The following is a 20,064-nucleotide window of genomic DNA, read 5'->3' on the forward strand; positions in this document are numbered from 1 at the left end:
GGGGAGAGGTGGAAAACCAGCACTAACCCGTTCCCTCTCCAAAAGAGGAAGAGGGGAAGGACCAAATAGTTCCCTCTCCCCTCAGGGGAGAGGGTCAGGGTGAGGGGAAAAACCTCACCAACCCAACAGAGAACACAAGACTATGCAGAACATCCTCAACGCCTGGTTCGTCCAGGGCATGATCAAGGCCACTTCCGACGCCTGGCTGAAAGGCTGGGACGAGCGTAACGGCGGTAACCTGACGCTGCGCCTGGACGCTGCCGACATTGAGCCATACCATGCTGACTTCCACGCACAACCGCGCTACATCGCCCTGAGCCAGCCAATGCCGGAGCTTGCCGGCATGCCCTTTATCGTCACCGGCTCCGGCAAGTTTTTCCGTAACGTGCAGCTCGATCCCGCCGCCAACCTGGGGGTGGTACAGGTCGACAACGACGGCGCCGGTTACCACATCCTGTGGGGCCTGGAAAATGACGCAGTTCCCACATCTGAACTCCCGGCCCACTTCCTGTCACATTCCGCGCGCATCAAAGCTACCAACGGCCAGGATCGCGTTATTATGCACTGCCACGCCACCAACCTGATCGCCCTGACCTACGTACTGGAAAACGACAGTGACGTCTTTACCCGCAAACTGTGGGAAGGCAGCACCGAGTGCCTGGTGGTCTTCCCGGACGGCGTGGGCATTTTGCCGTGGATGGTCCCCGGCACCGATGAGATAGGCCAGGCGACCGCCGATGAAATGGCGCATCGCTCGCTGGTGCTCTGGCCGTTCCACGGCGTCTTCGGCAGCGGCCCGACACTGGACGAAACCTTTGGCCTTATCGACACCGCGGAAAAATCGGCCCAGGTGCTGGTAAAGGTCGAGTCTATGGGCGGAATGAAACAGACTATCAGCCGCGACGATCTTATCGCGCTGGCTAAACGCTTTGGCGTAACGCCGCTGCAGAGCGCTATCGATCTCTGACGGCCCGGGCGGTGGATCGCACAGGATACAAGGTTCAGGCGTGCCCGATGGGCCGCCCTTTAAGGAGAAAGAGATGAGCTTTATGCTGGCACTGCCGAAAATCAGCCTGCACGGCGCAGGCGCTATCGGCGATATGGTAAAGATGGTCGCCGGAAAGAACTGGGGCAAGGCGCTGATCGTCACCGACGCGCAGTTGGTGAAACTGGGCCTGCTCGACAGCCTGTTCAGCGCGCTGGAGGGTCAGGGTCTGACCTGGCATCTGTTTGACGGCGTATTCCCCAACCCCACGGAAAGCCTGGTGCAGAGCGGCTACCGGGAATACCAGGAAGCCCACTGCGACTACCTGATCGCCTTCGGCGGCGGTAGCCCCATCGACACCGCCAAAGCCATTAAGATCCTGACCGCTAACCCGGGCCCCTCCACCGCCTATTCCGGCGTGGGTAAAGTGACCCATCCCGGCGTGCCGCTGGTCGCCATTAATACTACCGCAGGCACCGCCGCCGAAATGACCAGCAACGCCGTTATTACCGACAGCGCACGCCAGGTGAAAGAGGTGATTATCGACACCAACATCATCCCGGATATCGCCGTGGATGATGCCAGCGTAATGCTGGGGATTCCGCCGGACGTTACCGCAGCCACCGGGATGGACGCCCTGACCCACGCCGTCGAAGCCGTGGTTTCGGTCGGCGCGCATCCGCTCACCGATGCCAATGCGCTGGAAGCCATCCGCATTATCAGCCAGTGGCTGCCTGTCGCAGTCGCAGAGGGCCACAATCTGGAAGCCCGCGAGATGATGGCCTATGGCCAGTATCTGGCGGGTATGGCCTTTAACAGCGCCGGTCTGGGGCTGGTACACGCCATGGCCCACCAGCCGGGCGCCACCCACAACCTGCCCCACGGCGTCTGTAATGCCATTCTGCTACCAGTGGTGGAAAACTTTAACCGTCCGCAGGCGCCTGCCCGCTTTGCCCGTATCGCCAGGGCCATGGGGGTTCATACCCAGGGGATGGACGATGATCGGGCGAGCCAGGCGGCTATCGACGCCATTCGCGCACTGTCGGAAAAAGTGGGCATTCCCTCTGGTTTCCGCGAGTTGGGTATCAGCGAAGCGGATATCGAAGGCTGGCTGGATAAAGCCCTGGCCGACCCCTGCGCGCCCTGTAACCCGCGCATCGCCAGCCGGGACGAAGTGCGCGCGCTCTATCTGGAGGCTCTGTGATCCGTAAAGCTTTCGTTATGCAGGTTAACCCCGACGCTCACGAAGAGTATCAGCGTCGTCATTCGCCCATCTGGCCGGAACTGGAAGCGGTGCTGAAATCCCATGGCGCCCACCATTACGCCATCTGGCTGGATGCCGCGCGCAATCTGCTGTTCGCGACGGTAGAGGTCGAATCCGAGGAGCGCTGGAACGCCGTGGCGCAGACCGAGGTCTGCCAGCGCTGGTGGAAACATATGCGGGAAATTATGCCGAGCAACCCGGATAACAGTCCGGTGAGTGAAGAGCTGAAAGCGGTGTTTTATCTGGACTAACGCGTAGCGCCTGCCACTGGCAGGCGCCTTTTATTAACGGTGATGCCCCTTATGGTGATCCGAATCATGATGTTCATGATGATGCGGACGACTATCGTGGCGATCGTGATGATGACGGTCATGATCATGTATCACACAGCCGTTCAGCAACAGCGCCATTGTCATCAAACACGCTATTTTTATTAACTTCATTTAAATATCCTGTTGTTCCCGCCATTTTTATATTTTATTCCCTGCACGCCGCCTCTCCCCGGCGCAATAACGCAGGCAACCTCTGGTTGGGTTTCATTGCATCTCCCGGATTCCGGGAAAGGGAGGAGTCAAAAAAACGCGCTTCCAATGTAAATCAGTCAATCCACAATTCAAGCCGCATATCAGCGCGAAAACCGGTCAAGATGTAAGCGGTTATTAACTGGCAACAGGGCGATTACCGATCGCAATAGATTGAATAACAACAGATTAGCGATTTGGTAAACCATGCATAAAAAATCAGCGCCATTAGTACAGGCGCTGAGGATGGGTATAAACCGTAGCGCGTCCCGGCTTGCTGAACCCCACCAGCGTCAGATTCGCTTTATGCGCCACTTCAACAGCAAGCGATGTGGCGGCAGAAACGGCAAACAGAATTTCCACGCCGCACATCGCGGCCTTCTGCACCATCTCGTAGCTGGCACGACTGGAAACCAGCGCGGCCCCTTCCTGCCACTGCTCGCGGCTGCGATGACCCAGCAGCTTATCCAGCGCCACGTGGCGCCCCACGTCTTCATGACCGCTGGCTATCTCGCCGTCGGGCATCAGCCACGCGGCCGCGTGGGTACAACCGGTCAGTTGGCCCACGGGCTGAAACTGACGTAACTGATCAAGGCCACGATCGAGGGCGGAAAGCTCAAAACGCTGAGTAAAGGGCAACGGCGTGACCGGGCGAACTACCTCATTCAGTTGCTCAACCCCACAGACGCCGCAGCCGGTGCGGCCCGCCAGCTGACGACGGCGCTCTTTCAGCCCCATAAAGCGGCGGCTGGAAAGCTCGATATGTACCTCGATTCCCCGACAGCCCCGCTCGATATCCATGCCGTAGATATCATTAGCGGATTCAATAATGCCTTCCGATAACGAGAAACCTAATGCAAAAAATTCCAAATCCCGGGGTGTCGCCATCATCACAACGTGTGAAATACCGTTATAGACCAGCGCGACCGGTACCTCTTCGGCCAGCCAGTCATCGCTGGCGTTATGCAGATCGGCACGTGACCAGACCGGTGCTGCACGATAGCAAGCACTCTCAATCACATTTTTTTGTCTTTTTTTTGTAAACTCATTCACTATTTTTTAACCGTATATGAACTGTTTTAACGGCGTTATGGTATTCTTTAACCATTACCCCTCACTCAGAAGGGGCAATGTGTTCAATTCTGAACCTAAGCGGCTCCAACCGCAAAAAAAACTCTCAATGTGACGTGTCGAATAACAAGGAGTGACCCATGCAGGTCAGCAGAAGGCAGTTCTTTAAGATCTGCGCTGGCGGTATGGCAGGCACCACTGCGGCAGCTTTGGGTTTTGCACCCGCCGTCGCGCTGGCAGAAACGCGGCAGTATAAGCTGCTGCGTTCCCGGGAAACCCGGCAAACCTGCACATACTGTTCCGTCGGTTGTGGGCTGTTGATGTACAGCCTGGGCGACGGTGCAAAAAACGCCAAAGCCTCAATTTTCCACATCGAAGGCGATCCGGATCATCCGGTGAACCGCGGTGCCCTGTGCCCGAAAGGCGCAGGACTGGTGGACTTTATTCATAGCGAAAGCCGCCTGAAGTATCCGGAATATCGCGCTCCTGGCTCCGATAAATGGCAGCGCATCAGCTGGGAAGACGCCTTTGAGCGTATCGCGAAGCTGATGAAAGCCGACCGCGACGCTAACTTTATTGCCCAAAACGACCAGGGCGCCACCGTTAACCGCTGGCTCTCTACCGGTATGCTGTGCGCATCCGCTTCCAGTAACGAAACCGGCTATTTAACCCAGAAGTTCGCCCGCTCCCTTGGGATGCTGGCGGTCGACAACCAGGCGCGTGTCTGACACGGACCAACGGTAGCAAGTCTTGCTCCAACATTTGGTCGCGGCGCCATGACCAACCACTGGGTGGATATTAAGAACGCCAACCTCGTCGTCGTAATGGGCGGGAACGCGGCCGAAGCGCATCCGGTCGGATTCCGCTGGGCGATGGAAGCCAAGATCCACAACGGCGCCAAACTGATCGTCATCGATCCGCGCTTTACCCGCACGGCATCGGTCGCCGACTTCTATACGCCGATCCGCTCCGGTACCGACATCGCCTTCCTGTCGGGCGTATTGTTGTACCTGCTGACCAACAATAAATTCAACCGCGAATACGTTGAAGCCTATACCAACGCCAGCCTGATCGTGCGTGAAGACTTTGGTTTCGACGACGGTCTGTTCACCGGCTACGACGACAGCAAACGCCAGTACGACAAAACAAGCTGGCACTACGAACTGGATGAAAACGGCTTCGCGAAGCGCGATACCACGCTCAGCCATCCGCGCTGCGTCTGGAATCTGCTGAAAACCCACGTTTCGCGCTATACGCCTGAAATGGTCGAAACCATCTGCGGCACGCCGAAAGCGGACTTCCTGCAGGTCTGCGAATATATCGCCGAAACCAGCGCCAAAGACAAAACCGCCTCGTTCCTCTACGCACTGGGGTGGACTCAGCATTCCATCGGCGCTCAGAACATCCGCACCATGGCGATGGTTCAGCTACTGCTGGGCAATATGGGCATGGCGGGCGGCGGCGTTAACGCGCTGCGCGGCCACTCCAACATTCAGGGACTGACTGACCTGGGGCTGCTTTCCACCAATCTGACGGGCTATATGAACCTGCCCAACGAGCAACAGCTGGATCTGGAAACCTATCTTGCCGCCAATACGCCGAAGCCACTGCTGGAAGGCCAGGTTAACTACTGGGGTAACTACCCGAAATTCTTCGTTTCGATGATGAAAGCTTTCTTCGGCGATAAAGCGACGAAGGAGAACAGCTGGGGCTTCGACTGGCTGCCGAAATGGGACAAGGGCTACGACGTCCTGCAGTACTTCGAGATGATGAACGAAGGCAAGGTCAACGGCTACATCTGCCAGGGCTTTAACCCGGTAGCCTCGTTCCCCAACAAGAACAAGGTCGTGGGCTCCCTGAGCAAGCTGAAGTACCTGGTGACCATCGACCCGCTCAACACCGAAACCTCTACCTTCTGGCAGAACCACGGTGAATCCAACGATGTGGATCCGTCGCAAATTCAGACCGAGGTCTTCCGTCTGCCCTCCACCTGCTTTGCCGAAGAACATGGTTCTATCGTCAACTCCGGTCGCTGGCTACAGTGGCACTGGAAAGGGGCCGACGCCCCCGGGGATGCGCTGAACGACGGTGAAATCCTGGCGGGTATCTTCCTGCGTCTGCGCGAAATGTATCAGCGCGACGGCGGCGCGGTGCCGGAACCGGTACTGAACATGACCTGGGATTATAAAACCCCGGAAGCACCGGATTCCGAAGAGGTGGCGAAAGAGAGCAACGGTAAAGCGCTGGCCGACATTCTGGACGACAACGGCAACGTGCTGGTGAAAAAAGGGCAGCAGCTCTCGACCTTCGCCCATTTACGGGACGACGGTACCACCTCCAGCGGCTGCTGGATTTTCGCCGGTAGCTGGACCGAACAGGGCAACCAGATGGCGAACCGCGACAACGCCGATCCCTCTGGCCTGGGCAACACCCTGGGCTGGGCCTGGGCGTGGCCGCTTAACCGCCGCATTCTCTACAACCGCGCCTCCGCCGACCCGCAGGGTAACCCCTGGGATCCGAAGCGCAAACTGCTGGAATGGGACGGCGCCAAATGGGGCGGCGTGGACATCCCCGACTACAGCACGGCGGCACCGGGCAGCGACGTCGGGCCGTTCATCATGCAGCCGGAAGGCATGGGGCGCCTGTTTGCTATCGATAAGATGGCCGAAGGTCCGTTCCCGGAACACTACGAGCCTTTTGAGACGCCGCTGGGCACCAACCCGCTGCATCCTAACGTGGTCTCTAACCCGGCGGCCCGCGTCTTTAAAGGCGATCTGGAAGCCATGGGCAAGGCCGATAAGTTCCCCTATGTGGGCACCACTTATCGTCTGACCGAACACTTCCACTTCTGGACCAAGCACGCAATGCTGAACGCCATCGCCCAGCCCGAACAGTTCGTCGAAATTGGCGAAAAACTGGCGAATAAGCTGGGGATTGCTCAGGGCGATACCGTGAAGGTTTCCTCTAACCGCGGCTACATCAAAGCCAAAGCGGTGGTGACCAGGCGTATCCGCACCCTGAACGTCCATGACAAAGAGGTGGATACCATCGGTATTCCGATCCACTGGGGCTATGAGGGAATTGCGAAGAAAGGTTTCCTTGCCAACACCCTGACGCCGTTCGTCGGCGATGCCAATACCCAAACGCCGGAGTTCAAGGCGTTCCTGGTTAACGTTGAAAAGGTGTAACGGAGACGAGATATGGCTTATCAATCACAAGACATTATTCGCCGCTCCGCCACCAACGGTTTCACGCCTGCCCCGCAGGCGCGAAATCACCAGGAGCCCGTGGCGAAGCTTATTGACGTCACCACCTGCATTGGCTGCAAGGCCTGTCAGGTGGCCTGTTCAGAGTGGAACGACATCCGCGACGAAATTGGCCACAACGTGGGGGTGTATGACAACCCGGCGGATCTCACCGCGAAATCCTGGACGGTCATGCGTTTTTCGGAAGTGGAAGAGAACGGCAAGCTGGAGTGGCTGATCCGCAAGGACGGCTGCATGCACTGCGCCGATCCGGGCTGCCTGAAGGCCTGTCCGGCGGAAGGGGCTATCATTCAGTATGCCAACGGCATTGTGGATTTTCAGTCCGAGCACTGCATTGGCTGCGGCTACTGTATTGCCGGTTGTCCGTTCGATGTGCCGCGTATGAACGCGGACGATAACCGGGTCTACAAGTGCACACTGTGCGTGGATCGCGTCAATGTGGGTCAGGAGCCCGCCTGCGTGAAGACCTGCCCCACCGGGGCTATCCACTTTGGCAGCAAAGAGGATATGAAGAACGTGGCAAACGGGCGGGTGGAAGAGCTGAAAACCCGCGGCTACCAAAATGCCGGCCTCTACGATCCTCAGGGCGTTGGCGGCACGCACGTGATGTACGTGCTGCACCACGCCGACAAGCCGAATCTGTATCACGGCCTGCCGGAAAACCCGGAAATCAGCGAAACCGTGAAGTTCTGGAAGGGAATCTGGAAACCTCTGGCCGCCATCGGCTTTGCGGCCACCTTCGCCGCCAGCATTTTCCATTACGTGGGCATGGGTCCCAACCGCGTGGACGATGACGACGACGATGATACGGACACAAAAAGCGATGAGGTGCGCAAATGAAAAAACGTGACACCATCGTGCGCTACACGGCGCCGGAGCGAATCAACCACTGGATAACCGCCTTCTGCTTTATGCTGGCGGCCATCAGCGGGCTGGGGTTCTTCTTCCCCTCCTTTAACTGGCTGATGTACGTTCTGGGCACGCCCCAGCTGGCGCGGATACTGCACCCCTTCGTGGGCGTGGTGATGTTTGCTTCCTTCATCATCATGTTTTTCCGCTACTGGCACCACAACCTAATCAACAAGGAGGATATCTTTTGGGCGAAGAATATTCGTAAGATTATCGCCAATGAGGAGGTCGGCGACGTTGGGCGCTACAACCTCGGCCAGAAGTTCGTTTTCTGGTCGGCTATCCTGCTTTTGATACTGTTGCTGGTCAGCGGCGTGATTATCTGGCGCCCCTGGTTTGCGCCCGCGTTCCCGATTCCTGTGATCCGCTTTGGCCTGATGCTGCATTCATTTGCCGCAGTGGGGTTAATTGTGGTTATTATGGTGCATATCTACGCCGCCCTTTGGGTTAAAGGCACCATTACCGCCATGGTGGAGGGCTGGGTTACCAAAAGCTGGGCGAAGAAACATCACCCACGCTGGTACCGGGAACTGCGCCAGAAACAGGAAAAATCGACTGAATGAGTATTCGCATTATCCCGCAAGATCAGCTGGAGAAGAGCGATAAACGTGCGGCGGAAGTGATTCCGCCGTTATTGTTCCCCAGACTGAAAAATCTTTATAACCGCCGCGCCGAGCGTCTGCGTGAACTGGCGGAAAGCAATCCGCTGGGCGACTACCTGCGCTTTGCCGCCCTCATCGCCCATGCCCAGGAAGTGGTGCTGTATGACCACCCACTGGAGATGGATCTGACCGCGCGCATTCGTGAAGCAGCCGAACAGGGCAAGCCGCCGCTGGACATTCACGTTCTGCCCCGCGACAAACACTGGCAGCGTCTGCTGCATTCGCTGATCGCCGAGCTGAAGCCGGAAATGAGCGGCCCGGCGCTGGCGGTCATAGAAAATCTGGAAAAAGCCTCTGAACAGGAGCTGGAAGAGATGGCCAGCGCGCTGTTCAGCAGCGATTTCAGCGCCGTCAGCAGCGACAAAGCGCCGTTTATCTGGGCCGCGCTATCGCTCTACTGGGCCCAGATGGCCAGCCTGATTCCGGGCAAAGCGCGCGCCGAATACGGCGAGCAGCGTCAGTTCTGCCCGGTATGCGGCAGTATGCCGGTTTCCAGCATGGTGCACATCGGCACGACCAACGGCCTGCGCTATCTGCACTGCAACCTGTGCGAAACCGAATGGCACGTGGTGCGCGTGAAGTGTAGCAACTGCGAGCAGACCCGCGACCTGCACTACTGGTCGCTGGAAAGCGAAGAGTCGGCCATCAAAGCAGAAAGCTGCGGCGACTGCGGCACCTACCTGAAGATTCTCTACCAGGAGAAAGAACCGAAGGTCGAAGCCGTGGCCGACGATCTGGCCTCGCTGGTGCTGGATGCGCGCATGGAGCAGGAAGGCTTCGCCCGCAGCAGCATCAATCCATTCCTGTTCCCCGGCGAAGGGGAATAGCGCCTTTCTGGCGTGGCGAAAGCCGCGCCAGATATCATTATCCCATCAGCCAGACGCCCCACCCGGCCAGTGCCAGCCAGGGACCAAATGGCACCGCTTCACCCAGCGCTTTCCCGGAAAATAGCTTTGCCAGTACCACCAGCGCCAGCGCCATCAGGGAAGCGACCAACAGCACCTCCGGGATAGCCCGCCACCCCAGCCAGGCGCCCAGCGCCGCCAGCAGCTTGAAATCACCATATCCCAGCCCCTCGCGCCGCCGGACAGACCAATACAGCCAGTAGATTATCCAGAGGAAAAGATAGCCGCCAGCGGCCCCCAGCACCGCCTCTTCAAGATTGATCGGCGAGTCATCAGGTAACAACAGATGGAATAATAAACCGCCCCACAGTAGCGGCAGCGTCAACATATCGGGCAACAGCATATGCTGGAAGTCGATAACGGCCAGCGCCAGTATGCTCCCACAAAAGAACAGCCAGAAGGCCATGCACAGCGGTTCGGTAGCATAACGCCAGCACAGTAGCGTCAGCGCCATAAACAGCAACTCAATGGCCGGATAGCGCCACCCAATCGCCTGGCGGCAAAAGGCGCAGCGCCCGCGCAACATCAGCCAACTAATCACCGGTATGTTGTGCCAGAGACTCAGTTTATGGCGGCAGTGAGTACAGTGAGAGCCGGGCACCAGAAGATTAAAACCATGGCTGCTTCTCCTGGCTTCCATGGCAGGAATCCGCCAAATAACGACATTAATAAAACTCCCAAGGCAAAGCCCGAAGAGCCCCAAAAAGATGTATGGGATAGCGACCTCGACGTCCATGCAACCTTCTCCATGATAAAAAAGGCGCGACAATCACTGAATCACGCCTTAGCCAGATGGAAAGCCGGTGTTATTCATTCGCCGTCTCAACAACGCCATCACCGGCTCCACGCCTTATAAGCCGACGGATATATCTGTCTTCTTCGCCGCTCTGGCCCATATCAAACCCGCGGCGAAAACAGATATATACCCAACCGAACCATTTATTCACAAAAAATAAAATTAAGAGCAATTTATTACTAATCCATGCGATCCATTTCGCAATAAAAACCAAAATGCAAATACACTTTTTATATACACAACCTCAAGCATCCCCTAAATTTCATATATCACGAATGTTAACACCGAAAAAACGCAGCCATCTGGAACTGATTGATATAACAGGATGTATCTCCGATATACAGAGAACCCGCTCTCTGGAAACCGGGAAAGTGATAGCTGTTGGTGAAAAGAATAAAAGTTAATCTCAAGACGCTTTCATTTTTTGTTTTGTTAACCGGAATTTTACTCGCATTTTTATTCACCAATGAAAGCGAATTACTTTTAATCAATGGAGAGAGCAGATTGACCTCAGATTCTCGAATTATGTAAGCTGCCGATAAAAAAGATGCTCTGCACTCTGAAAATAAAAAAACAGTAGACTGAAAGCATATCATTAGTCACGCAGAAAGCTTTATTTACGGGGCAGACATAAATCACAGGAATAACATTTATGATAGAGGTAAAAAACATTACGGACAGTGATAGCCTCTTTGCTGCAAGTCAGGACTTACCGCTCTTAACGATACCTGAAAAGCAAAATAAGCCCCTGGCGGCGCAAAAACGAGCAAAAACCCTGCCAGGGCTAGTGGTTAGCGAAAGAAAGGCGCTATAATGCACCCGCCTCCATGTAGCAATGCAGGCGCGGAAGATCGTCGTCTCCGGTGAGGCGGCTGGACTTCAAATCCAGTTGGGGCCGCCAGCGGTCCCGGGCAGGTTCGACTCCTGTGATCTTCCGCCAATTTGCTTCTCTCAAACTCTCCTGAAGTCAACGTATGTCTACCAGAATCAAAGACACTACGGGGGCATCATTGGGGGCATAAGTGATGCCTCCAAATGAAGCTAACAGTCCGACAGGTGAAACGGCCAACCCCAGAGACAAGTCGTACAAGTTCTCCGATAGCGGCGGGCTTTATCTTGAAGTGACAACCAGCGGCTCCCGCTACTGGCGGTTAAAGTACCGCTATACGGGTGGCAAAATAATTCCGGACAACCGCCACGATATTACCATCCGGTTGATGGAGCATATCTGTGATAACCCTCACCAACAAACCTACGAAGGTAGGCTGTTCAGCATCCGCTATTTTCAGAAGGGAACCGGACACATCACCTTTAAGCGTCTGGATCGGGTGGAAAAGATGAACGATATTGTGGCAAAACACTATCCGGGAACGTTACCAGCCAGATAGTCATCGCAACCTACGAAAGATCTAGCGTTATATAAACAAGAGCATCAGCCACAGCCGCTTCATTACTGCGCCAGGTGGCATCTTTCCCTACAACAACTGATAAAATCTTACCCCTGGCCCTGCCCCCTTCCCCCATAAGAAAAATCATCTGGGGGCATACGTCAAAATCAAACACGATAAAAACCATTAACATCAACAGAATTAACCGATCCAGACGCTCCCTGTTATCTTTCTTGATATCCCCAGGCTAAAGTCAGTATTCCATAATGTTAGCTTTTGAAAGCGACAGCAATTCAACCATATTATTAACTTGTAGTTTCAACATGATTCTCGACTTCATCATACTTATTGCCTTCGCATTAATGCCGAGCGTTTCGGATAGGGTCCGCACGCTTTCTCCACGCATAAACCCCTGAAGGACTTCAATTTCCCTGGATGCAAGACTATTAAATTTTCTCACATCTGCCATCCATTGATTCTTATCATTTTCTATAAATGTCCTATAAATCAATCCTTTTTCAATAAAATTTATTGCATGGATTATCTCAGGCAATGAAGAAGAGTTTGACATATAACTATAAAAATTATTCTTCATTGCACAAAGAAACAGAAAGCGACTTGATTTACATATAGCGAACAGCTTCACATCAGGATAGGCTTGTTTAATGTCCATAAGGCCAGCATGCGCTTTTCTGGTTAGCGGGACATTGTCCACCATGAATAACCCGGGTGCTTTTTCAGGTATACAGCCCTGTATATCATCAAAGGTCTCCCATTCCTGCAAACAGATATAGCCCATCTTTTCAAGCAAATATTTAACTCCATATCTGAAGTATGGATCCCGGGCAACAATGGAAAAAAACTCACTCATAATGATATAACTCTATCAGCAGAAGAAATAGTAGATGGGCGATGAGCAATAATAACCCGAGTAATTTTCAACTGTGATATTGAGTTATTAATAAATGCTTCATTTTCAAGATCGAGATGACTTGTAGCCTCATCCATAAAAAGAATAGAAGGGCGCCGATAAAGCGCACGGGCGATAAGCAGACGCTGTTTCTGTCCCCCTGACAGCCCCATCCCTAACTCACCGACCAAAGTTTCATAACCCATAGACATTTTCATAATTTCATTATGAATATTGGCATAAATGGCACAGGCTGAGACCATTTTCATATCGATACTGCTGTCAAACCCTGCAATATTGTCAGCAATAGATCCAGAAAATAATTTATCTTCCTGTAACACACAGGAGATTGACTCTCGATAATTATTTAGCCCAATATTATTAATATTTATACCAGCAACCAGAACTTCGCCCTCACCAGGGGTTAGCAGACCACACATCACTTTCATCAGGGTACTCTTTCCCTTACCTGATGGGCCAACTATCGCCACGCTTTCCCCCGGATTAACGGTTAAGCTCATTCCACTAAAAATCGGCGGTGTGAGGGGATCATACTGAAAAGTAACGTTCTTAATCTCTAATTGTACCGGCATGCCCGGGGCAAACGGACGCTGCGGTGGGTTCTCTTTTTCCGGCTCAGTAAAGACGATATCGGAGATCCTCTCATTATGCAGGGTCAGCATTCGCAACTTTATAGTCATATCCACCAGGTTACCCGCCCGCTGGGAAAACTGTCCCCGATAGGCGCTAAACGCCATAAACATCCCAAGCGTCATCGAATTATCGATGACCATCAGAGCCCCAATCCACAGGATGGCAATCTGATCTACAGTGCTAATAAAAATATTAAGTCCGGAGAAAAACATATCAAAGCGGGCCTGGCGCACGCCAGTGTTAGCCGCATCAATATTAAGGTTCAACCACCCCCCCGAACGACTCGTATTTAATCCCAACGCTTTTATTGTGCCAATACCATACAGCGTCTCCATAAAGTGGGAACCCGCCCGGGCGCTTTTGACTATCTGCTCTTCGGAGATACGCCGATAAACTCCATAGGTGCTTAAACGAAGAATCGCGTAACATGCGGTAAAGCCGATAACTACCCAGGTTAACCATCCACCATACAGAACCATCATTATCAGGAGTCCCACCGAGACGATTAAATCCATCAAACCGCCGACAACATCCTGGGTAAAAGTACGACGTATAACATCCAGCGACGAGAAACGGGACTGAATATCCCCCACCTGGCGTTTTTCAAAAAAAGCGAGTGGTAGTTTGATCATGTGATCGAAAAGGGAATTCTTCCACTGCACATCAATAAGAGTGGCGGTTACCAGGTTTATCCATGAACGCGTCATCCCCATAAAAGTGCGGAATAGCATAAACAACAACAACCCACAGCAAATAACCATGAGCAAACCGCTGTCGTGAGCGACAATCACATGGTCGGTAACCAGTTGCATACCAACAGGGAGTAGAAGATTAATCGCCTCGATAACGACGGAGAGCGCGGCAATTTTTACCAGAGCACCTTTCAGCCCTTCAACATTACGCACCAGATCCAGTAATTTAACCCGGGTCTTGTAGTCCCCCTTTTCAAAATTGCTGTCCGGCCAAAATTCCACGGCCACGCCAGTGAAATGTTCCGACAGCTCTTTAATACCGACGATCCGCTTCCCCATCGCAGGGTCGTGGATCACCCAGCCAGCCCGACGGCGCTTCACCAGCACAACAAAGTGGTTCATATCCCAGTGCAAAACGCAGGGTAATTTAAGCTGCCCCACCTCATCAATATCAAGAGAGAGTGAACGGCTTTTTAGCCCCACGGCCGAAGCAGTACAAATCATCCCCTTTAGCGTCGTTCCCTGCGATGACACAGAAAAATGGTGGCGCAGGTTCAGCATATCGACATCCAGCCCATGGTAGCCACAAATCATTGCCAGACAGGCCAGTCCACACTCGGTAGATTCTATCTGTAATATTTGAGGAACCTTTCTGGCCAGACCGAAATCAAGCTTTTGACGGAGGGTGGAAAATATATCTTTACTCATTTGTCACCCGCCCCGTCACGCTGTGCTTTACATCATAAAATGGCATAAACATCCACTGATATAATTTACGGGTATCCAGAAAAACAACAGTTTTAGCCTGTAGACCGCCCGATAGGTGCATTTTATTTCCCTTGTCGCTAATATCAGCATCCTTCAGGTTGACTAATACCTTATAAAAATTCCCACCAGTCCCCGCGCCTTCTTTAGGGGCACTGCTATAGCCCAGCATCTCTTCTCTTGAGGCTGGAATATAAGAGATAGATTTTATCACTCCGGGGAATTGACCAAATTTCTCTGATGGAAAGGCAGCATAACGGATATTGATCGTATCGTTAACTTTAACATAAGGAAGACTACTATCCGGCAACCATAACACTATATAATAATGGCTTTTGCCCTCGGGCTGTATCTGTGCCAACGAACTGCCGCTATTCACCATCTGGCCTGGAGTAACGCTAAGGGACTCCACACGTCCGGCGCCCTGAGAAAAAACAATAATCGTAGCACCGGCATCAGATTCAATGAGTTTGCGCTGTAATTCGTTACGTTGATAGATATTCTGAGTAATATTATTATCAAACTCTGCAGCACGAGTAAGTATTTGGCTACGTAATTGTGAGATCTGCAATGTTTCCTGAATCGCCTGGCTATTCAATGACTGCAAATTGCTCTGTTGCTGATAAAACATAAATCGTTGGTTATTTAGCTGATCGGTAGTGATCAAACCTCTCTTACGGTAGCTCTCATAACTGGTCATGCCCTCACGCATCTTATCTACACCACCACGAACGCTGGTAATCAAGCGCGTTGTTTGTTTATGATTGCTCTCATAGTTTGCCAACTGCTCTTGCAGGTTACTGATAGTCTCTTTTTTATTGCTGTCCAGCTTGGCGATAATTTGCTCAATATTGGCAATCTGCTTCTTCAGTACCGACAATGTTTCGGTACTGACATTACCTGAGGTTGTCTGTCGGGAAACATTTATACTGTATATTGGATCGCCATTCTTTACCCTTTCACCTACTTTAACAAAAACTTTACTGATATAACCTTGCTGAGGAGAGTATATATTAATAGCGTGTGGAAAAGTGATGACCTCTCCATTCACTTCAATTCTTCGTGTGTAGTCACATAAAAATAAGAACGATAATAACAAGCCAATAAAAAACACACACAGAAGAGCGATCAGCAATGGAGATAAGCCGCGAATTAATAACGCACGCCCTTTCCATTCAGCCTTCTGGCGATTAATGGCCTGTAAACGAAAAATGCCCTTGTTACTCATATAGCCATACTATTATTATTTTCAATGACAGGCCGGGGAAAATCCCCAGCCTGAATAACAAATTAAGGTACCAGGGTACCGTTAGCGAAACCATCGATAACACGATCGACTACGTTCCAGGTGGTGTCCCAGCCTACGGTCGTTGCGGCCACAGCCCCACCGACCAGACCAATGACACCGCCAGCAACCATGCCGACCCCCTGACCGATGATGCCGAAGCCCAGCGCACCACCACCATCACCACCGTGCTTACCGCCAATAATGGCTCCCGCAAAACCAGCAGCCACACCACCGACTACAGCGCTCTGGATAGCTTCGCCAATATCAGCAAAGAAACCATTGCCGTATGCGCCTGCAACATCTTCAATTTCAACAACAGTTAATTCTCTCATTCTTAACTTCCTTATATATCAATCAATGATACTGAGATAATGTTATCCATAACTCATATATTTTGGATAACAGGGTTCTTCATTCACTTATATGAATGAATTCGGATAACTATTCGCAGAATTAATTCTGCGTAATAGTAAATGTCATTGCCGTATTAGCCACACCTGGCGTTATGGTGCCAGCGGTCTGTACATATCCCGCTCGCAACGGAATCGAAATACTGGTTTCACCCGCTGTGTGATATGTCTCTGCAGTATCAAACTGCAATGGCGAACCATCTCCTTTGACAACCTTAACCGCAACGCCAGTGGCTGAGCCTTCGCTTCCATCTAACGGAATCACACCTGGCTCTGGCGACGAAGTCGCTCCATTGGAACTGAAAGAGACATTGACCGGCATATTGTCCCCCTGGCAGGTCAACTCGACATTAAAGCTCTTCATCTCACTGGTACTGCCCACGCCGTTAAATACGCTGCGCTGATGGCTGCCAAGCGGTACGGTTATACTGGGCGAACTGGCATAGCAGCTCTTGATTTTCGCGCCGCCAGCAGTTATCTGGAGCGATAAAATATTGGCGGTTGTCCCCAATGAAAAACGGGCAACAATCCCCGTTGGGAAATTACCGGGAACAATTTCACCGGTACGATAAAACAGTAAGCGAATATCCGAGCCGCTTAACCCCATAGTCTGGTTAGGAGGAAGCGCGGCATTGGTGACAGGCACATATCGCTCGGGCATGACAAAGTCGGTGACTTTGACGCCAATACCCGGCAGTCCCGTCTCATAAACCCCGGGGACCGTGGCACTGGGCGTCGCCCAGTTTCCCAGCAGCGCTGAGCGATACGTGGTGCTACCGGTACACATCACTGTTAATAATCTTGCGGCACTGACCGTCTTCCCACCAATCACCCCACCCACCGGGATATTCGGGTCCACGGCAAACGTGGGGAGCACCACCCTGATTGTTTCCGGCGAGGCCGCCATCGTACAACCGGCAAATGCCTTGACGGAAAGAAGTAACAGCGGCGCTAACAGTAAACTCAGCATTCGGGTTTTTAGCATTGGTTTTCGTCCTGATTTCATACTCTGCCTGGGTCGACTTAACTGACTCTGTTTATCGGCAAACTGCCGTTGTCATCTGCAGCCCCTGTCCGGAACTGTCGCTCAGGCGGTAAGCTGCCCGACACTGGCTTTCAGCCGAATTGCCCCAGGAAACTTTTAGCGTTCCCGTTTCTGAAAGTCCGCTCAGATAGACCTCTCCGTTATCGCCAACGATACTGCTGTAGGACGAGTCTTCACCTTCCGGTACAACCGTTGCCCCGAAAGGCACCTTCAATCCATTCGGGCGCGTCAGCCCGATTAACAGGCGTTGTCCGACACGGCCTGAAAAATCAGCTCTGACCACGGCCCCACGTGTCGGAACCACATTACGGGAGGTCTGTTCCAGCTCGACGTTCTCCGCCAGGGTTTCCGGATCGAGCGAGACTTCATTGCGACGATAGGCGCTCATATAGGGCACGATGGTATAGCCCCTGAAGTCGGTTTTAACGCCGGTCTGGTTAATGACGCGAGTACCGCTTACGCCTGGTGCTTTCACCAGCGCCACGGTTTCCCCCAGCGGCTGGCTCAGGGTAATACCATCGCCATGCAGCATAACGGCACCTTTTACGCCATAGTTGATACGGCGACTGTTCTTATCCCAGGCATAGCCGGCGTTGACTTCGCCATAGGTGGCCTGATAGTCGGCATCCAGATTGCCACCACTCCCCTCTCCGTGGTTGGTATAGGACTCCTGCACGTTCCAGTTCAGGTTGTTATCAGCCAACGCGGTACCATTCAGTCCAACGGTCTGGGAAGTATCCCCCCGACGCTGGGTGTTGATGCTGTAGTTAACCCAGGTGTTGTTCAGCCAACGCTCCAGCGGAATACTGACGTTAAAAGCGAGGATCTGATCCTTGTCGTAGATTCTTCCACTGGTTGCGCCAATATCGTCATCCTGCTTATAGGAGTTACGGTTATAGCTGTAGTTGACACTGTAGCTAATGCCCTCCCAGCTGTTGTTGTAACCCACGGAAACGGAACGCATCTGGCGATTGTTATTCCAGTAGTCTTCGCCAATCAGGCTGAGCGTCATCGCACCGGCCCCCTGCCACAGGCTCTGGCTGAGCGTCATTTCCGCACGATTACGTCGGCGTTCCTGCCACAGCCCATAGCTGTCATCATCGCTATACCAGGAATCCATCACCTCATTCAGGGTATAAAAGCCGCGAGTCGAATAGCGATAACCCGCGATAGCGAAGTTGGTTCCGGTCTCGACGAAGTTCTTGCTATACCGTATGCGCCACGACTGCCCGGTCTGGCGTTTCTCATTTTTCGGCTTTCCCCAGGACTGGGTCATATCCACCGAAAGCGCTCCCATCATCCCCAGGTTCTTACCCAAGCCGCCAACGGCGGACTGATAGCGGGAAGAAAGCTGAGTTCCGCCGTAAATCGTGAAGCCGTAGGGCAGACCCCAGATCCCCGTTCCCTGAGTAAAAAAGGAGTGGTTCGCATTATCGTTCTGGTACGAGCGATAGGTCCCACTGGTGATGCTATATTTCAGACGCCCTTCACGCTGCAGGACCGGAACCGAAGCAAAAGGCACAACGATGTGCTGTTCGGTTCCATCCGCTTCTTTAATTGTGACGTAGAGATCGCCACTGCCACCGGTCGGATACATATCAGAAATTTCAAACGCACCAGGCGCCACATAGCTCTGATAAATGATGTAACCGTTCTGATGAATAATGACCTGGGCATTAGTACGAGCAATCCCACGCACCACCGGAGCATAACCCTTCAGGCTGTCGGGCAGCATTTCATCGTCCGACGCCAGTTGAACGCCGCGAAATGAAACGCTGTCGTAAATATCCGAAGGCGAACTGCTTTCCCCCAGCGTCAGCTGGCTCTTCAGTGCGATAATATCGCGCTGCAGAAAGGTATAAATCGTGTCCCAGTGAGAATCGCCCTGACTACTGCGATTCCATGTCGTATAGTTACGCAACCTCCAGGGGCCGATATTGAGTGAAGGACGCACGTTTAAATACTGGCTATTACTGTCGCGCATCCCCGGTTTTTTCGCGTGATAGTCGGCGCCGGTGAAGCTGTAATTAAGCCAGAAGGCGTTAATTCCCTCATCCCACTTTTCCGGCGGGACATAGCCGCGGATCTGATTGGTCAGTGCCGCCTGAGGAATACTCAAAACCAGCCTTTGTTCACTAAATACCAGCTGCGCATCAGCATCCGGAATTGCCATCAGATCGACACATTTCGCACTGGCGTCCAGCCCGGGAAAACTTTCCACGCGTACGCCATAGCGAATAAGATCGTCTCTGCTCAGACAGGGAGACAGATGCTTTTTACCGCTGCTGTCCTCTTTCAATGCAAATGCGATGTCACGAGTTTCAATTTCCTGCCGATTAACCAATACATCAACGTGATAAACACCAGCCTGCTGTGTATCTGCCTCAAATGCGGAAAGATCCACTCGAGGACGGTCACTTCCCTGACGCTCCAGCAGAGCGGGGTTAAACAGCGCTTTGGCCTGAACATATGTAACGGAGTCCGACATAACAAATATGCCAAGTAACACCGAAAATAAATTTTTATATTTATT

The 20,064-nt window shown here is 52.8% G+C and carries 16 protein-coding genes, 1 tRNA gene and 2 pseudogenes; 11 read left to right on the forward strand and 8 right to left on the reverse strand.

Annotated features, from left to right (window positions below):
* Positions 1-142: 142 nt before the first annotated feature.
* The 3 genes from rhaD (at position 143) to rhaM (ending at position 2,500) form a co-directional block, all read left to right on the forward strand.
* Positions 143-967, forward strand: coding sequence for a rhamnulose-1-phosphate aldolase (rhaD, locus tag SCU88_RS24085; protein ID WP_175340117.1), 825 nt, complete (start codon positions 143-145; stop codon positions 965-967).
* A gap of 73 nt (positions 968-1,040) precedes the next feature.
* Complete coding sequence (fucO, locus tag SCU88_RS24090; RefSeq protein WP_175340118.1) at positions 1,041-2,189, forward strand: lactaldehyde reductase; 1,149 nt, start codon at positions 1,041-1,043, stop codon at positions 2,187-2,189.
* Entirely contained in the window at positions 2,186-2,500 is a 315-nt protein-coding gene (gene rhaM / locus SCU88_RS24095) for an L-rhamnose mutarotase (RefSeq protein ID WP_175340119.1), read from the forward strand. The genes fucO and rhaM overlap by 4 nt, the downstream gene beginning before the upstream one ends.
* A gap of 498 nt (positions 2,501-2,998) precedes the next feature.
* Here the strand turns inward: rhaM and fdhD are convergent, their stop codons facing one another.
* Complete coding sequence (gene fdhD, locus SCU88_RS24100; RefSeq protein WP_431810068.1) at positions 2,999-3,790, reverse strand: formate dehydrogenase accessory sulfurtransferase FdhD; 792 nt, start codon at positions 3,788-3,790, stop codon at positions 2,999-3,001.
* A 191-nt stretch (positions 3,791-3,981) separates the two neighbouring features.
* On the opposite strand from fdhD, the gene fdnG reads away from it, so the two are divergent.
* The 4 genes from fdnG to fdhE are packed head-to-tail and all read left to right on the forward strand — an operon-like array spanning position 3,982 to position 9,505.
* Positions 3,982-7,029 carry a formate dehydrogenase-N subunit alpha gene (gene fdnG / locus SCU88_RS24105; protein WP_175340121.1) on the forward strand — a complete coding sequence of 1,016 codons (3,048 nt, stop codon included), beginning with the start codon at positions 3,982-3,984 and terminating at the stop codon, positions 7,027-7,029.
* Positions 7,030-7,041: 12 nt separating this feature from the next.
* On the forward strand, positions 7,042-7,947 hold the full coding sequence (fdxH, locus tag SCU88_RS24110) for a formate dehydrogenase subunit beta (protein WP_138094887.1): 906 nt from the start codon (positions 7,042-7,044) through the stop codon (positions 7,945-7,947).
* A complete protein-coding gene (gene fdoI, locus SCU88_RS24115) occupies positions 7,944-8,579 on the forward strand; it encodes a formate dehydrogenase cytochrome b556 subunit (RefSeq protein WP_138094888.1) in 636 nt (211 codons plus the stop codon). The genes fdxH and fdoI overlap by 4 nt, the downstream gene beginning before the upstream one ends.
* Positions 8,576-9,505 carry a formate dehydrogenase accessory protein FdhE gene (gene fdhE / locus SCU88_RS24120; protein ID WP_175340122.1) on the forward strand — a complete coding sequence of 310 codons (930 nt, stop codon included), beginning with the start codon at positions 8,576-8,578 and terminating at the stop codon, positions 9,503-9,505. Before fdoI ends, fdhE begins: the two co-directional genes overlap by 4 nt.
* Before the next feature lie 37 nt (positions 9,506-9,542).
* Here fdhE and SCU88_RS24125 read toward each other — a convergent pair whose 3' ends face one another.
* The gene (locus SCU88_RS24125; protein ID WP_431810069.1) at positions 9,543-10,223 is read right to left on the reverse strand and encodes a prepilin peptidase; all 681 of its coding nucleotides are present in this window, start codon (positions 10,221-10,223) and stop codon (positions 9,543-9,545) included.
* Positions 10,224-11,031: 808 nt separating this feature from the next.
* On the opposite strand from SCU88_RS24125, the gene SCU88_RS24130 reads away from it, so the two are divergent.
* The 4 genes and pseudogenes from SCU88_RS24130 to SCU88_RS24145 all read left to right on the forward strand — a co-directional run.
* Positions 11,032-11,193: a hypothetical protein gene (locus tag SCU88_RS24130; RefSeq protein ID WP_175340124.1), complete on the forward strand. Its 162-nt coding sequence runs from the start codon at positions 11,032-11,034 to the stop codon at positions 11,191-11,193.
* 31 nt (positions 11,194-11,224) lie between these two features.
* A tRNA-Sec gene (locus SCU88_RS24135) sits at positions 11,225-11,319 on the forward strand.
* A gap of 85 nt (positions 11,320-11,404) precedes the next feature.
* Positions 11,405-11,545 (forward strand): annotated as a pseudogene (locus SCU88_RS24140) (Arm DNA-binding domain-containing protein); the annotation flags it as partial.
* A 6-nt stretch (positions 11,546-11,551) separates the two neighbouring features.
* Positions 11,552-11,767 (forward strand): annotated as a pseudogene (locus tag SCU88_RS24145) (DUF4942 domain-containing protein); the annotation flags it as partial.
* Between the two features lie 253 nt (positions 11,768-12,020).
* Here the strand turns inward: SCU88_RS24145 and SCU88_RS24150 are convergent.
* The 6 genes from SCU88_RS24150 to SCU88_RS24175 form a co-directional block, all read right to left on the reverse strand.
* Positions 12,021-12,638 (reverse strand): LuxR C-terminal-related transcriptional regulator, encoded by a 618-nt coding sequence (locus SCU88_RS24150; protein ID WP_175340125.1) that lies wholly within the window; start codon positions 12,636-12,638, stop codon positions 12,021-12,023.
* Positions 12,635-14,731 (reverse strand): ABC transporter transmembrane domain-containing protein, encoded by a 2,097-nt coding sequence (locus SCU88_RS24155; RefSeq protein ID WP_175340126.1) that lies wholly within the window; start codon positions 14,729-14,731, stop codon positions 12,635-12,637. The genes SCU88_RS24150 and SCU88_RS24155 overlap by 4 nt, the downstream gene beginning before the upstream one ends.
* Entirely contained in the window at positions 14,724-16,016 is a 1,293-nt protein-coding gene (locus SCU88_RS24160; protein WP_175340127.1) for an HlyD family efflux transporter periplasmic adaptor subunit, read from the reverse strand. The genes SCU88_RS24155 and SCU88_RS24160 overlap by 8 nt, the downstream gene beginning before the upstream one ends.
* 62 nt (positions 16,017-16,078) lie before the next feature.
* The gene (locus SCU88_RS24165; protein WP_175340128.1) at positions 16,079-16,408 is read right to left on the reverse strand and encodes a hypothetical protein; all 330 of its coding nucleotides are present in this window, start codon (positions 16,406-16,408) and stop codon (positions 16,079-16,081) included.
* A gap of 121 nt (positions 16,409-16,529) precedes the next feature.
* A complete protein-coding gene (locus SCU88_RS24170) occupies positions 16,530-17,471 on the reverse strand; it encodes a fimbrial protein (RefSeq protein ID WP_175340129.1) in 942 nt (313 codons plus the stop codon).
* Positions 17,472-17,523: 52 nt separating this feature from the next.
* The gene (locus SCU88_RS24175) at positions 17,524-20,019 is read right to left on the reverse strand and encodes a fimbria/pilus outer membrane usher protein (protein ID WP_431810070.1); all 2,496 of its coding nucleotides are present in this window, start codon (positions 20,017-20,019) and stop codon (positions 17,524-17,526) included.
* Positions 20,020-20,064 lie beyond the last annotated feature (45 nt).

It is taken from the genome of Jejuibacter sp. L23 (assembly GCF_050815825.1).
Taxonomy (GTDB): Bacteria; Pseudomonadota; Gammaproteobacteria; order Enterobacterales; family Enterobacteriaceae; genus Jejubacter; species Jejubacter calystegiae.

What these genes read in the sequence shown, in the direction of transcription:
- rhaD (WP_175340117.1), top strand. Translation starts at nt 143, where the DNA reads ATGCAGAACATCCTCAACGCCTGGTTCGTCCAGGGCATGATCAAGGCC.
- fucO (WP_175340118.1), top strand. Translation starts at nt 1,041, where the DNA reads ATGAGCTTTATGCTGGCACTGCCGAAAATCAGCCTGCACGGCGCAGGC.
- fdxH (WP_138094887.1), top strand. Translation starts at nt 7,042, where the DNA reads ATGGCTTATCAATCACAAGACATTATTCGCCGCTCCGCCACCAACGGT.
- fdoI (WP_138094888.1), top strand. Translation starts at nt 7,944, where the DNA reads ATGAAAAAACGTGACACCATCGTGCGCTACACGGCGCCGGAGCGAATC.
- fdhE (WP_175340122.1), top strand. Translation starts at nt 8,576, where the DNA reads ATGAGTATTCGCATTATCCCGCAAGATCAGCTGGAGAAGAGCGATAAA.
- SCU88_RS24125 (WP_431810069.1), bottom strand. Translation starts at nt 10,223, where the DNA reads ATGGAAGCCAGGAGAAGCAGCCATGGTTTTAATCTTCTGGTGCCCGGC.
- SCU88_RS24130 (WP_175340124.1), top strand. Translation starts at nt 11,032, where the DNA reads ATGATAGAGGTAAAAAACATTACGGACAGTGATAGCCTCTTTGCTGCA.
- SCU88_RS24150 (WP_175340125.1), bottom strand. Translation starts at nt 12,638, where the DNA reads ATGAGTGAGTTTTTTTCCATTGTTGCCCGGGATCCATACTTCAGATAT.
- SCU88_RS24155 (WP_175340126.1), bottom strand. Translation starts at nt 14,731, where the DNA reads ATGAGTAAAGATATATTTTCCACCCTCCGTCAAAAGCTTGATTTCGGT.
- SCU88_RS24160 (WP_175340127.1), bottom strand. Translation starts at nt 16,016, where the DNA reads ATGAGTAACAAGGGCATTTTTCGTTTACAGGCCATTAATCGCCAGAAG.
- SCU88_RS24165 (WP_175340128.1), bottom strand. Translation starts at nt 16,408, where the DNA reads ATGAGAGAATTAACTGTTGTTGAAATTGAAGATGTTGCAGGCGCATAC.
- SCU88_RS24170 (WP_175340129.1), bottom strand. Translation starts at nt 17,471, where the DNA reads ATGCTAAAAACCCGAATGCTGAGTTTACTGTTAGCGCCGCTGTTACTT.
- SCU88_RS24175 (WP_431810070.1), bottom strand. Translation starts at nt 20,019, where the DNA reads ATGTCGGACTCCGTTACATATGTTCAGGCCAAAGCGCTGTTTAACCCC.